Source organism: Achromobacter xylosoxidans, assembly GCF_001457475.1.
GTDB lineage: Bacteria > Pseudomonadota > Gammaproteobacteria > Burkholderiales > Burkholderiaceae_B > Achromobacter > Achromobacter xylosoxidans.
This window is the reverse complement of sequence record NZ_LN831029.1, coordinates 2952702-2966222: the sequence shown is the minus strand read 5'-3', so window position 1 is coordinate 2966222 and position 13521 is coordinate 2952702. Positions and strand designations below refer to the sequence as shown.

Sequence of the window (13521 nt, the reverse complement as noted above, 5' to 3'; positions counted from 1 at the left end):
CATGGGGGAAATCGGCACGCCGGTCCGGCGGCGCCCGCGAGCGCGGCGCCCTGCCCGCCGGCGCGGGGCCGGACGGGCAAGCCTTTGGTCGGCGACCTGGCGGTGCGCGTGGTGTCGGCCCTGGTTTCTGCCTACATCATCGCGCTCCCCCAGCCACGGCCCCTGGGATCAGAGGCTGTAGTACATGTCGAATTCGACCGGATGCGTGGTCATGCGCAGACGGTTCACATCGGCCATCTTCAGGTCGATGTAGGCGTTGAGCATGTCGTTGCTGAACACGCCGCCGCGGGTCAGGAACTCGCGGTCGTTGTCCAGCGCTTCCAGGGCCTGTTCCAGCGAGGAGCAGACGGTCGGGATCTTCGCGTCTTCTTCCGGCGGCAGGTCGTACAGGTTCTTGTCGGCCGGATCGCCCGGGTGGATCTTGTTCTGCACGCCGTCCAGGCCGGCCATCATCAGGGCCGAGAAGGCCAGGTACGGGTTGGCCAGGGGGTCCGGGAAGCGCGCTTCGACGCGACGGCCCTTCGGGTTGCCCACGTACGGGATGCGGATCGAGGCCGAACGGTTGCGGGCCGAGTAGGCCAGCTTGACCGGGGCTTCGTAGTGCGGAACCAGGCGCTTGTACGAGTTGGTGCCGGGGTTGGTGATGGCGTTCAGCGCGCGGGCGTGCTTGATGATGCCGCCGATGTAGTACAGCGCGAATTCCGACAGGCCGGCGTAGCCGTTGCCCGCGAACAGGTTCTGGCCGTCCTTCCAGATCGACTGGTGCACGTGCATGCCGGAACCGTTGTCGCCGACGACGGGCTTGGGCATGAAGGTGGCGGTCTTGCCGTAGGCGTGGGCCACGTTGTGCACGATGTACTTGACGATCTGGGTCCAGTCGGCGCGTTGCACCAGGGTGCTGAACTTGGTGCCGATTTCCAGCTGGCCGGCGCCGGCCACTTCATGGTGGTGCACTTCGACCGGCACGCCCATCTGTTCCATCAGCAGGCACATTTCCGAACGCATGTCCTGGAACGAGTCAACCGGAGGAACCGGGAAGTAGCCGCCCTTGACCGCGGGACGATGGCCGGTGTTGCCGCCTTCGAATTCCAGGCCGGTGGACCAGGAGGCCTCTTCCGACTTGATCTTGACGAAGGTGCCCGACATGTCGGTGTTCCAGGTCACGCCGTCGAACACGAAGAATTCGGGTTCCGGACCGAAGTAGGCGGTGTCGCCCAGGCCCGAGGCCTTCAGGTAGGCTTCGGCGCGCTTGGCCAGCGAACGCGGGTCGCGGTCGTAGCCCTTCAGGTCGGACGGCTCGACCACGTCGCACGACAGGATCAGGGTCGGCTCTTCGCGGAACGGATCCAGGTTGGCGGTGGCCAGGTCGGGGATGAGCAGCATGTCGGAGGCTTCGATGCCCTTCCAGCCCGGGATCGACGAACCGTCGAAGGCCTGCCCGCTTTCCAGCTTGTCTTCATCGATCGCGGTCGTGGGCACCGACACGTGGTGCTCGCGGCCGACCGTATCGGTAAAGCGGAAATCCACGAATTTGACTTCGTTGTCGGCGATCTGTTTCAGGACGTCTTTCGGGCTTGCCATGTCATCTCCATTAGATAAAAGGGTCGAGGGCTGTGCCGCTCGACTGGCATAAAAGAAGGAAGCAATAAGCGTGCCAGGTTTTACCCCCGGGATTGCCCGGGGAAGGCGGCAAGGCGATGGGAAAATGTAGCACCAATTTGGTGCAAAAGATGGGGCATGATTGCCCCATCCTGGTGCCTGATTGCTACAGGAACATTTCCTGCAGGTCGTTCAGGAAGCGCCAGCCCAGGGGCGTGGCCCGCAGCCGGGTGGGATCGGCGTCCAGCAGGCCCTTGGCGGACGCTGCCTCCAATTGGTGCGCAATGGCGGCCAGCGACAGGCCGGTGCGCTCGTTGAACAGGGTGGCGGCCACCCCGTCCTTGAGCCGCAAGGCATTGAGCATGAACTCGAACGGCAGTTCGTCCGGGCCGACCTGGCGGCTCTCGGCCAGGTGGCTGCCGTCGCGCGCGGCGGCGGCCCGCAACCAGGACTCCGGGCTGCGCAGGCGCGCCTCGCGCACGATGCGGTCGTGGAATGACAACTTGCCGTGCGCGCCCGGCCCCAGGCCAAGGTAGTCGCCGAATTCCCAGTAATTCAGGTTGTGGCGGCAGCGCGCGCCGGGCCGCGCGTACGCCGAGACCTCGTAGCGCGCCAAGCCGGCCGCGGCAAGTTCGGCCTCGACCGCGTCCTGCATCGCGGCGCTGGTGTCGTCGTCCGGCAGGTCTTCGGGGGGAAACTTGGCGAATACCGTGTTCGGCTCCATCGTCAGGTGATAGAGCGACAGGTGCTCGGTGCCGAAGCCGATGGCCTGGCGCAGATCGTCCACGCAGGCCGCCAGGGTCTGCCCGGGCAGCGCGAACATCATGTCCAGATTGACGCGCGGCGCGGCGCGCTGGGCCATCTCGATGGCGGCGCGGGCCTGGGCCGAATCGTGGATGCGGCCCAGCTTCTTCAATTGGGCGTCGTCGAAGCTCTGGATGCCCAGCGAAAAGCGCGTCACGCCGCTGGCGGCGTAGTCGCGGAACCGGCCGGCCTCGGCGGTGCCGGGATTGGCCTCCATGGTGATTTCGGCGTCGGGCCATACGTTCAGACAGGCGCGCAGCATCGCCAGCAGCTCGTCCAGGCCGGCGGCCGAGAGCAGGCTGGGCGTGCCGCCGCCGATGAATACCGAAACCACCTGGCGGCCCCAGATCGACGGCAGCGCCTGCTCCAAGTCGCTGCGCAATGCGTCCAGGTAGGCGCGTTCGGGAATCTCGCCGCCGGGCGCCGCATGCGAGTTGAAATCACAGTACGGACACTTGCGCACGCACCATGGCACGTGCACATAGACCGACAGCGGCGGCAGGCTGGTCAGCGTGGCGCCGGCCGGGGTGATCAGGCGCGTACGGGCCGCGCCCGATTCGGCGCGGATGGGGATGGTGATGGACATTCGGTGTTCCTGGGCGCCACGGCGCCCGTGTCAAGCCTGGTTCAGCTTGCTCAGCAATTCGCGCAGGGCCCGGGCGCGATGGCTGATGGCATTCTTTTCCTCGGGTTCGAGCGCGGCGGCCGTCAGGCCCTGATCGGGCAGATAGAAATGCGGATCGTAGCCGAAACCGTTCACCCCTTCGGGCTGGTCGATGATCTCGCCCTGCCACAGGCCTTCGCCGATCAGGGGACGCGGATCGTTCTCGCCGCGCACCAGGGCCAGTACCGCCACGTAACAGGCGCTGCGGTCGCTGGCCGCCGCCAGCTTCTCGACCAGCAGCGCGTTGTTGGCCTGGTCGGATTTCTCGCCGCCATGCATCTTGGCGTAGCGGGCCGAGTACACGCCCGGCGCGCCGCCCAGCGCGGCCACGCAAAGGCCCGAATCGTCGGCCAGCGCTGGCAGGCCGGTCAGGCGGCTGGCGTGGCGCGCCTTGGCCAGCGCGTTTTCGACGAAGGTGACGTGCGGCTCCTCGGCTTCGGGCACGCCGAGTTCGCCCTGCGGCACCAGCTCGATGCCGAGCGGCGCGAACAAGGCGGAGAACTCGCGCAGCTTGCCGGGGTTGTTGGACGCCAGCACGACGCGGCGCAGGGAATCGGGAATCTTGGGGGATGTCATGGGCCAAATTGTATAGGGCGCGGGGCCGATGCCCAGGCGTAACCGCCGCGATGGCGAAACAACGCCGACATATTTCGTTGTCAATATGATCAATCTTGTCACTGATCGTATCTGAACGCCCCGGCGATGAACCCACTTCACGCTTTGCCCCGGCCGGCCGCGGCCAGCGCGCCTCCCCTTTCCACCGGCGCCGCGACGCCCGCGCCGGTCAGCCTGGCGGGCATCCTGCGCGAACGGCTGTTGCGCCCCCGTTTTCAACCGGTGATCGACCTGTCCCACAGCCGCATCTATGGCCACGAAAGCCTGATCCGCGGCCCGGTCGACACCACCCTGCACTTTCCGGACGCCCTGTTCGCCGAGGCCCGCCGCCAGGGCCTGCATCCACAACTGGAGCTGGCGAGCTTTCGCGCCGGCGCCCAGGGTTTCAACCAGAACCCGGCTGCCGGCAAGCTGTTCCTGAACCTGTCGGGTTCGGCGCTGATCCACTACTGGTCGCTATGGGGGGACGAAATGCCCTTGCGCCTGCTCAAGGACTGCACCCTGGCGCCGTCCGACATCATTGTCGAACTGACCGAGCAGGACCCGCTGTCCGAGCACATGTCGACGCTGGGCAGCGCCTTCGCCTGCCTGCGCGAATATGGCATGCGCATCGCGCTGGACGACTATGGCGTGGGCAATTCGAACCTGCAGCTATGGGCCGAAATGCAGCCCGACCTGGTCAAGATCGACCGCTACTTCTTCAATGGCATCGGCCACGACGACCGCAAGCAGAACATGGTGCGCGCCATCCTCAAGGTGGCGCAGTACCTGGGCACGGCCATCGTCGCCGAGGGCATCGAGACCGCCGAGGACCTGGCGGTGGTGCGCGACCTGGAGATCCGCTACGCCCAGGGCTGGCTGCTGGGCCGTCCCGACGAAACCCTGCTGACCGAACTGACCCCGCCGCTGCGCGACTCGCTGCGGGTGCGCGCGCCGGCTCCGCTGTCGCAACGATCGGCCGGCGGCACCGCCGCCAGCCTGCGGGTCGAGGCCCCGGCCGCCTTGCTGAACAAGCACACCAACGACGACGTGCATCGTCTCTTCATCGAGCACAAGAGCCTGCACGCGGTGGCCGTGGTCGACGCCGACAACCGGCCGGTGGGCATCATCAACCGCCGCGATTTTTCCGAGCACTATGCGCAGCGCTACACCCGCGAGCTGTTCGGCCGCGACGCCTGCTCGACCTTCATGAACGCCGAGCCGGTGCTGGTCGACCTGGACGTGTCCATCGACCAGTTGAGCCACGTGCTGATCTCCGAAGACCAGCGCTACCTGATGGACGGGCTGATCATCACCCGCGACGGCCGCTACGACGGCCTGGCCACCGGCGAGACGCTGGTGCGGTCCGTGACCGAGATGCGCATCGAGGCCGCGCGCTATGCCAATCCGCTGACCTCGCTGCCGGGCAACATCCCCATCAGCCGGCACATCGCCACGCTGCTGGACGACGCCGCGGACTTCACCATCTGCTATGGCGACCTGAACAACTTCAAGCCGTTCAACGACGTCTACGGCTACTGGCGCGGCGACGACATGATCATGCTGACCGCCGACGTCATCAAGCGCCACTGCGACCCGCTGCGCGATTTCGTCGGCCACGTTGGCGGCGACGACTTCGTGGTGCTGCTGTGCAGCCCCGACTGGAGCGAACGCATCCAGCGCATCATCGCCGAATTCAATGAACGCGCCATCGACCTGTACGACGACGAAGGCCGCCGCAACGGCGGCATCGAGGCCGAGGACCGCTACGGCGTGCCGCGCTTCTTCCCGTTCGTGACACTGGGTGTCGGCGCCCTCACCGTCACCCCGTCCCTATGCGAGCGCATCCGCCCGGAGGACATCGCGTCGGCCGCCGCCCATGTCAAGCACAAGGTCAAGCATGGGAACCTGTCGCTGGTGGCCGAGCGCTACAGCGGCGCCAGCCTGCCGCAGGTCGCCGCCTGAAGCGTGGCCGGCTGCCTGCGCCTGGGCGATCTGGAATACCGACACCGCCCGGCGCAGATGCTGCGCCTGCAGCTCCAGCGCGGCCGCGGCGGCGGCCGTCTGTTCGACCATGGCGGCGTTCTCCTGGGTCGAACGCTCGATGTCCGCCACGGCGTCATTGACCGAAGCGATACCCGCGGCCTGCTCGGCCGTGGCGCTGGAGATCTCGGCCACGATCTGCGTCACGCGGTCGACCGACACCAGCATGTCGCGCATGGTGTCGCCGGCCAGATTGACCTGGCGCACGCCGGCCTCGACGCGCGAATTCGAATCCTCGATCAAGCCCTTGATTTCCTTGGCCGCCTGCGCGCTGCGCTGCGCCAGCGAGCGCACTTCACCCGCCACCACCGCGAAGCCCTTGCCCTGCTCGCCGGCGCGGGCCGCTTCCACCGCCGCGTTCAATGCCAGGATGTTGGTCTGAAAGGCGATACTGTCGACCACGCCGACGATCTCGCCGATGCGCCGCGCGCTGTCGGCGATGCCTTGCATGCTGGTCACGACTTCCTCCACCGCCTGCCCGCCGCGCTGCGCAAGCTGCGTGGCGCCGAGCGCCTGGCGGCTCGCCAGATCGGCGTTGCCCGCGGTCATCTGCACCGTGTGCGCCAGCTGCGTCATGTTGGCCGCCGCTTCCTGCAACGACCCGGCCTGGCGCGCGGTGCGGTCCGACATGTCGGCGCCGCCGGCGGCGATCTCGCCCGAGCCCGTATGGATTTCCTCGACGCCATGGCGCACCGACGCCACCGCCGCCGACAGGCCGGTCTGCATGCGGCGCATGGCCGAATACAGCACGCCGATCTCGTTGTCGCCATGGACGGCGATATTGCCGGTCAGGTCGCCGTCGGCGATGCGGTCGAAGTGCGCGCCGGCCTCGTTCAACGGGCGCAGGATGCGCCGGCGCACGGCCAGCCGGATCAGCACCGCCAGCACCAGCACGAAGCCGAGCACGGCCGCGGCCACCAGCGTCACCCGCTGCATGGTCTGGCTGGCGCCGGCCACCGCCGCCTGGCCCTGCTGGCGCGCGTAGGCCTGGTAAGCCTCGGCCTGCTTGACGTAGGCCGAGCCGGACACCGGCAGCACCTTGTCGACCAGCCGGTTGACCTCGATGCCATTCCAGCCCTTGATCGCCTTGAACATCGGCGCCAGGGTCTGGTCGGCAAAGGCGGCATAGGCCGCCAGCGTCTGGTCGAACAGCGGCGCGCCCTGCGCGCTGGTGTCGGCATTGGCGCGCAGCCGCGCCTGGCTGGCCGCCGCCTGCTTGAGCAGCGCGTCGGCCTGGTTCAGCGACTGGTCGCGCGCCTCCTCCAGTCCGCCTTCCATGGCGGTTTTGGCGTCGGTCAGCGCGGCGCGCGCCTGGAACAGCCGGCTGGTCATGTCCGACAGGTCGCTGGCGCGCTCGATGCTGCCGCGGCCCAGCGCCTCGATGTCGGCGCGGTTTTCGCGCAGCACGAAGATGCCGGCCGCCGCGGCCAGCGCAAACAGCGCCACAAACACCGCCAGAATGGCGGAAACCGCCGTCGTCACCCTGAGATTTTTCCGCATATCCATCCGTCTGTTGCATCGCCACCTAGGCGTATCGGGGCGATTATGGGGATGCAGTTTGGCAATTTCTTGACACAACCCCGCTCCCCGCATGACGAACGGCGGTCACATAAATGCGCTTTTGCGAACAGGAACCCCGTATTAATGAATTGTGAATTGGCAGGCGCGGCGCCTTGCGGCACATTCGATCCTGTCCCGAATTCCCTTTCATTGTCGACATCGCAACCCACCCCATGCCTCAAGCCTCCCACGCCTACCAGGACATCCGCGAAGCCGTCCGCGACCTGTGCGCCCAGTTCCCCGCCGAATATTTCCGCAAGATCGATGAAGAACGCGGCTATCCCGACGCCTTCGTGCGCGCCCTGACCGAGGCCGGCTGGCTGGCGGCGCTGATCCCGCAGGAATACGGCGGCTCGGGCCTGGGCCTGACCGAAGCCTCGGTCATCATGGAGGAAATCAACCGCAGCGGCGGCAATTCCGGCGCCTGCCACGGCCAGATGTACAACATGGGCACCCTGCTGCGGCATGGTTCCGAGGCGCAGAAGCGCGAATACCTGCCGCGCATCGCCGCCGGCGAACTGCGCCTGCAGTCCATGGGCGTGACCGAACCCACCACCGGCACCGACACCACCAAGATCAAGACCACCGCCGTGCGCCGCGGCGACCGCTACGTCATCAACGGCCAGAAGGTCTGGATCTCGCGGGTGCAGCATTCCGACCTGATGATCCTGCTGGCCCGGACCACGCCGCTGGACCAGGTCACGCGCAAGTCCGAGGGCATGTCGATCTTCCTGGTGGACCTGCACGAGGCGGTCAAGCACGGCATGTCGATCCGCCCGATCCCCAACATGGTCAACCACGAGACCAACGAGCTGTTCTTCGACAACCTCGAGATCCCGGCCGACAATCTGATCGGCGAGGAAGGCAAGGGTTTCAAGTACATCCTGGACGGGCTGAACGCCGAGCGCACCCTGATCGCCGCCGAGTGCATCGGCGACGGCTACTGGTTCGTCGACAAGGTCACCGCCTACGCCAAGGAACGCATGGTGTTCGGCCGCCCCATCGGCCAGAACCAGGGCGTGCAGTTCCCCATCGCCCGCGCCCACATCAACGTCGAGGCGGCCAGCCTGATGCGCTACGAGGCCTGCCGCCTGTTCGACGCCCACGAACCCTGCGGCGCGCAGGCCAACATGGCCAAGCTGCTGGCCGCCGACGCCTCCTGGGAAGCTGCCAACGCCTGCCTGCAGTTCCACGGCGGCTTCGGCTTCGCCACCGAATACGACGTCGAGCGCAAGTTCCGCGAAACCCGCCTGTACCAGGTCGCGCCGATCTCGACCAACCTGATCCTGTCCTACGTCGCCGAACACATCCTGGGCCTGCCGCGCTCCTTCTGACCATGACCACCGACACCTCCCCCCCCAGCGCCACCCTCGCCGCCTTCGCCGCCAACCTGCGTTTCGAGGACATCCCCGCCCCGGTGCTGCGGCGCGCCGAAGACCTGCTGCTGGATTGCCTGGCGTCGATCCTGGCGGGCGCCTCGGCGCGCCCGGTGCTGGCCATCGACCGCTACGCCGCCGCCATGGGGCCTGCGGACGGTCCCAGCGAGATCCTGATCAACCGGCGCCGCACCTCGCCAGTGTTCGCCGCCATGGTCAACGCCGCCGCCGCCCACGTGGTCGAGCAGGACGACGTACATAATGGTTCGGTGTTCCACCCCGCCGCCGTGGTGTTCCCGCCGGCGCTGGCGGTGGCCCAGGCGCTGGGCCGCAGCGGCCGCGACCTGCTGGTGGCGGCCGTGGCCGGCTACGAGGTCGGCATCCGCGTCGGCGAATTCCTCGGCCGCTCGCATTACAAGATCTTCCACACCACCGGCACCGCCGGCACGCTGGCCGCCGCCGCGGCCACCGGCCGCCTGCTGGGCCTGTCGCCCGCGGCCATGCTGGACGCCTTCGGCTCGGCCGGCACCCAGGCCGCCGGCCTGTGGGAATTCCTGCGCGATGCCGCCGATTCCAAGCAGCTGCACACCGCCCGCGCCGCCGCCAACGGCATCGCTGCGGCCTACCTGGCGCAGGAAGGCTTCACCGGCGCGCGCCACATCCTGGAAGGCCCGCAGGGCATGGCCGCCGGCATGTCGAGCGACGCCGACCCGGCCCGCCTGACCGACCGCCTTGGCACGCGCTGGGCGCTGGCCGAGACCTCGTTCAAGTTCCATGCATCGTGCCGCCACACCCATCCGGCGGCGGACGCCCTGCAACAGGTGCTGCGCGAACACAAGCTGGCCGAAAGCGACATCGCGCGCGTGGTGGCGCACGTGCACCAGGGCGCCATCGACGTGCTGGGGCCGGTGGTCGATCCGCGCACGGTGCACCAGTCCAAGTTCTCGATGGGCACGGTGCTGGGCCTGATCGCGCGCCAGGGGCGCGCCGGCCTGCCGGAATTCGATGCCGCGCTGGACGATCCGGCAGTGGCCGACTTCCGTGGCCGGGTCACGATGGAACTGGATCCGGAGGTCGACGGCGCCTATCCACAACGCTGGATCGGCAAGGTCACGGTGCATACCCGCGACGGCCGCGTGCTGCACTGCCGCGTCGACGAACCCAAGGGCGATCCCGGCAACACCCTGTCGCGCGACGAGATCGAGGCCAAGACGCTGAGCCTGGGCCGCTATGCCGACGCCGCCACCGAAACCGAGCTGCGCGGCCTGATCGACGCGATCTGGAGCCTGGAGCGGGCCGGCAAGGTGGGCGCCCTGCTGCCCTGAGGCCCGCGCCGGCCGCTTAGGCCAGCGCCGCCCGCTGCGCCCGCACCAGGCCGGCGATGCCGTTCTCGGCCAGGCCCAGCATCGCGTCCAGTTCGGCGCGCGTGAAGGTGGCGCCCTCGCCCGTGCCCTGCACTTCCACGAAGGCGCCGCCGCCCGTCATGATGACGTTGACGTCGGCGTCGCAGGCCGAGTCTTCCTCGTAGTCCAGGTCCAGCACCGGACGGCCCTGCACCAGCCCGACCGACACCGCCGCCACCGCGTCGCGGATTGGATTCACGGCCAGGTCGCCGCGCTGCATCAGCAGCGCCACCGCGTCGGACGCCGCCACCCAGGCGCCGGTGATGCTGGCGCAGCGCGTGCCGCCGTCGGCCTGCAGCACGTCGCAATCCAGGTGCAGCGTGCGCTCGCCCAGCGCCCGCATGTCGAACACGGCGCGCAGGCTGCGGCCGATCAGGCGCTGGATTTCCTGGGTGCGGCCGCTCTGCTTGCCGCGCGCGGCCTCGCGGTCGCCGCGGGTGTGGGTGGCGCGCGGCAGCATGCCGTATTCGGCCGTGACCCAGCCCTCGCCCTTGCCCTTGAGGAACGGCGGCACCTTTTCCAGCACGCTGGCGGTGCACAGCACGTGCGTATTGCCGGCCTTCACCAGCACCGACCCTTCGGCGTAGCGCGTGAAACCGCGCTCCAGGCTGAACGGGCGCAGTTCGTCGACGGCGCGGCCCGACGGGCGGGCAATGGCGTTGGCAGTGGTCATGGCAAGGCTCCAATCAGATTCGGTTGGCGGCATTGTACGGGTTGCCGGTCGCTGCCCCGCCCGGGTTTGGAGTATCCTGCCGCGATACACGGGTTGCATATACCCGCCCGCGTCCGCGCACGACGGACAGGCGGAACCGGCGCGGCCCGATCCAAAACAAGCAACAGGATATCGACACCATGATTCGCAGCATGACCGCCTTCGGCAACGCCCGGGCAGACCTGGAACAAGGCACGCTGGCGCTGGAACTGCGCAGCGTCAACAGCCGCTTCCTAGACCTCTATTTCCGCCTGCCCGACGAGCTGCGCCACGTCGAGACGCCGCTGCGCGAACTGCTGACGGCGCAACTGGCGCGCGGCAAGGTCGAGATCCGCGTGTCGTACACGCGCAATGCCAGCACCGACCTGTCAAAGCTGGAACCGGCCTGGCTCGAAAGCCTGGCCGAACAACTGCAGGCCGCGCGCCGCATCCTGCCCGACATCGCCGCGCCGCGCCTGGTGGAACTGTTCAACTGGCCCGGCCAGCGCGCCAATGACGCGCTCGACCCGCAAGTGTGGGGCGCGGCCTGCATGCAGGCCGCCCAGGAAGCGCTCAAGCAGCTGCAGGAAGGCCGCGCGCGCGAAGGCGAACGCCTGGCCGGCATGATGCGCGATTGCGCCGACGGCGTGGCCGGCATCGTCGAACTGGTGCAGAACCACCTGCCGCAACTGCTGGCCGACCACCGCGACAAGCTCGCCGCCAAGCTGCGCGAAAGCGTGGAATCGGCCTTCCCGGGCGGCTTCACCCACATCTCCGGCGCCGAGCTGTCCGAGCGCCTGTCGCAGGAGGCCAACCTATTCGCGCTGCGCATCGATGTCGCCGAGGAACTGTCGCGCCTGCGCTCGCACGTGGCGGAACTGCGCCACCTGCTGACCGATGGCGGCGGCAAGGCCGCGGGCAAGAAGAACGCCGGCAGCGCCGGCAAGCGCCTGGACTTCCTGTTCCAGGAAATGAACCGCGAAGCCAATACGCTGGGTTCCAAGGCAGGCAGCATGGAAGTCACGCGCGCCGCCATGGACCTGAAGCTGCTGATCGAGCAGATGCGCGAACAGGCGCAGAACATCGAGTGAGGTGCAAACGCCGAGGCCGCCGCATTACCTAGCGGCCTTGGCCGGATGCAATAGGGCCGCGGAGTTCCGCGGCCTTTCTTCATCGCCCGCCAGTGCCCGGCGCAGGCGCCGTCTCCGGCCCGACCGTGGCCGGCTCGCCGCGCAGCGCCGAGTCCAGGTAGGCGCTGCGCGCCCGGGCGTCCGGGAAGGTCATGTCCTTGTAGCTGACGAAGCGCGAACCCTTGACCAGGCGGTAGCCCAGCCAGATCAGCAGGAACAGCGGGATGCCGATATAGGTGGCCGCCACCCCGCCCCAGTCGATCCGGTGCTCCAGGAAGGCCTGGTAGTTCTGGCCCAGCGTGATGATCAGGCACAGCACGAAGGCGAAGATCGGGCCGAACGGGAAGAACGGCGAGACGTAAGGCAGGTCGGCCAGGTTGCGGCCCTGCTTGACGTAGCCGCGGCGGAAGCGGTAGTGGCTGATCGCAATGCCCAGCCAGGCGATGAAACCGGTCATGCCCGACGTGTTCAGCAGCCAGATGTAGACCGCCTTGGGGCTGAAGATGAACGAGAAGAAACAGAGCGCCGCCACCACCGTGGTGGCCAGCAGCGCCCACAGCGGCACGCCGTTGCGCGCCACGCGGCCGAAGATGCGCGGCGCCTTGCCATCGCGCGCCAGGCTGTAGAGCATGCGGGTGGCGGCGTACATGCCGGAGTTGCCGGCCGACAGCACCGAGGTCAGCACCACCGCGTTCATGATCGAGGCCGCCGCCAGCAGGCCGGCGCGCTCGAAGATCAGCGCGAACGGACTGACGCTGACGTCGGTGACGTCGTTACGCAGCAGGTGCGGATCGGTATAGGGAATCAACAGGCCGATCACCAGGATCGCCATCACGTAGAACAGCAGGATGCGCCAGAACACCTGGCGCACGGCACGCGGCAGGTTGCGCGCCGGATCCTTGGATTCGCCGGCGGCGATGCCGATGAGTTCGGTACCCTGGAACGAAAAGCCCACCACCATGGCCACGCCGATCAGCGCCGCGAAACCGCCGGCAAACGGCGCGTCGCCCACGGTCCAGTTGGCCACGCCGCCGTCCTCGCCGCCGCGGATGATGCCCAGCAGCATCATCACGCCCATGGCGACGAAAGCCAGCACCGCGATCACCTTGATCAGCGCGAACCAGAATTCGGCTTCGCCGAAGCCGCGCGCCGACAACGCGTTCAGGCCGAACGTGATGGCCAGGAACAAGGCGCTCCAGTACACGCCCGGCACGTCGGGAAACCAGTAGGCCATCACCAGCTGCGCGGCCACCAGGTCCACCGCCACCGTGACGGCCCAGTTGTACCAGTAGTTCCAGCCCAGCGCGAAGCCGAAGCCGTCCTCGACGTAACGGGCGCCGTAGGTCGAGAACGACCCGGACACCGGCATGGCGGCGGCCAGCTCGCCCAGGCTGGTCATGAGGAAATAGACCATCACGCCGATCAGCACATAGCCCAGCAGCGCCCCGCCCGGTCCGGCCTGGGCGATGGTGGCGCCGGAGGCCACGAACAGCCCCGTCCCGATGGAGCCGCCCACCGCGATCATCGTCAGGTGGCGCGCCGACAGGGCGCGGCGCAATTCGGACGGTTCTGCCGCCCCCTTCTTGCCGCCGGCGCGGTGCTGGTCGTGTTCCGTCAATGCCAAAGTCGTGTTCCTTCAGAGCAAAAAAGCCCCCGC

9 protein-coding genes and 1 pseudogene are annotated in these 13521 nt (G+C 68.0%); 4 read left to right on the top strand and 6 right to left on the bottom strand.

The features are described from left to right. Positions 1–168: 168 nt before the first annotated feature. The 3 genes from glnA to rdgB form a co-directional block, all read right to left on the bottom strand. Positions 169–1581 (bottom strand): type I glutamate--ammonia ligase, encoded by a 1413-nt coding sequence (gene glnA / locus AT699_RS13395; protein WP_024068759.1) that lies wholly within the window; start codon positions 1579–1581, stop codon positions 169–171. A gap of 184 nt (positions 1582–1765) precedes the next feature. Then, positions 1766–2989, bottom strand: a complete 1224-nt coding sequence (gene hemW / locus AT699_RS13390; RefSeq protein WP_006388230.1) for a radical SAM family heme chaperone HemW — start codon at positions 2987–2989, stop codon at positions 1766–1768. A gap of 30 nt (positions 2990–3019) precedes the next feature. Next, a complete protein-coding gene (gene rdgB / locus AT699_RS13385) occupies positions 3020–3643 on the bottom strand; it encodes an RdgB/HAM1 family non-canonical purine NTP pyrophosphatase (protein WP_006388229.1) in 624 nt (207 codons plus the stop codon). 126 nt (positions 3644–3769) lie between these two features. Between rdgB and AT699_RS13380 the strand changes: the two genes are divergently transcribed. After that, on the top strand, positions 3770–5626 hold the full coding sequence (locus AT699_RS13380; RefSeq protein ID WP_024068758.1) for an EAL domain-containing protein: 1857 nt from the start codon (positions 3770–3772) through the stop codon (positions 5624–5626). Positions 5627–5818: 192 nt separating this feature from the next. Here the strand turns inward: AT699_RS13380 and AT699_RS30930 are convergent. Then, positions 5819–7204 (bottom strand): annotated as a pseudogene (locus tag AT699_RS30930) (methyl-accepting chemotaxis protein); the annotation flags it as partial. 233 nt (positions 7205–7437) lie between these two features. Between AT699_RS30930 and AT699_RS13375 the strand changes: the two are divergent. Next, on the top strand, positions 7438–8598 hold the full coding sequence (locus AT699_RS13375; protein WP_006388226.1) for an acyl-CoA dehydrogenase family protein: 1161 nt from the start codon (positions 7438–7440) through the stop codon (positions 8596–8598). A gap of 2 nt (positions 8599–8600) precedes the next feature. After that, positions 8601–9965: an MmgE/PrpD family protein gene (locus AT699_RS13370; RefSeq protein ID WP_024068756.1), complete on the top strand. Its 1365-nt coding sequence runs from the start codon at positions 8601–8603 to the stop codon at positions 9963–9965. Between the two features lie 16 nt (positions 9966–9981). Here the strand turns inward: AT699_RS13370 and rph are convergent, their stop codons facing one another. Beyond that, positions 9982–10716 carry a ribonuclease PH gene (rph, locus tag AT699_RS13365; protein WP_006388224.1) on the bottom strand — a complete coding sequence of 245 codons (735 nt, stop codon included), beginning with the start codon at positions 10714–10716 and terminating at the stop codon, positions 9982–9984. A 179-nt stretch (positions 10717–10895) separates the two neighbouring features. Here rph and AT699_RS13360 point away from each other — a divergent pair, with 179 nt between their 5' ends. Next, a complete protein-coding gene (locus AT699_RS13360; protein ID WP_024068755.1) occupies positions 10896–11825 on the top strand; it encodes a YicC/YloC family endoribonuclease in 930 nt (309 codons plus the stop codon). Between the two features lie 79 nt (positions 11826–11904). Here the strand turns inward: AT699_RS13360 and AT699_RS13355 are convergent, their stop codons facing one another. After that, positions 11905–13488, bottom strand: coding sequence for an amino acid permease (locus tag AT699_RS13355; protein WP_024068754.1), 1584 nt, complete (start codon positions 13486–13488; stop codon positions 11905–11907). Between the last annotated feature and the right edge of the window lie 33 nt (positions 13489–13521).

Coding starts and splice junctions, on each gene's coding strand:
- glnA (WP_024068759.1), bottom strand. CDS start 1,581: ATGGCAAGCCCGAAAGACGTCCTGAAACAGATCGCCGACAACGAAGTC.
- hemW (WP_006388230.1), bottom strand. CDS start 2,989: ATGTCCATCACCATCCCCATCCGCGCCGAATCGGGCGCGGCCCGTACG.
- rdgB (WP_006388229.1), bottom strand. CDS start 3,643: ATGACATCCCCCAAGATTCCCGATTCCCTGCGCCGCGTCGTGCTGGCG.
- AT699_RS13380 (WP_024068758.1), top strand. CDS start 3,770: ATGAACCCACTTCACGCTTTGCCCCGGCCGGCCGCGGCCAGCGCGCCT.
- AT699_RS13375 (WP_006388226.1), top strand. CDS start 7,438: ATGCCTCAAGCCTCCCACGCCTACCAGGACATCCGCGAAGCCGTCCGC.
- AT699_RS13370 (WP_024068756.1), top strand. CDS start 8,601: ATGACCACCGACACCTCCCCCCCCAGCGCCACCCTCGCCGCCTTCGCC.
- rph (WP_006388224.1), bottom strand. CDS start 10,716: ATGACCACTGCCAACGCCATTGCCCGCCCGTCGGGCCGCGCCGTCGAC.
- AT699_RS13360 (WP_024068755.1), top strand. CDS start 10,896: ATGATTCGCAGCATGACCGCCTTCGGCAACGCCCGGGCAGACCTGGAA.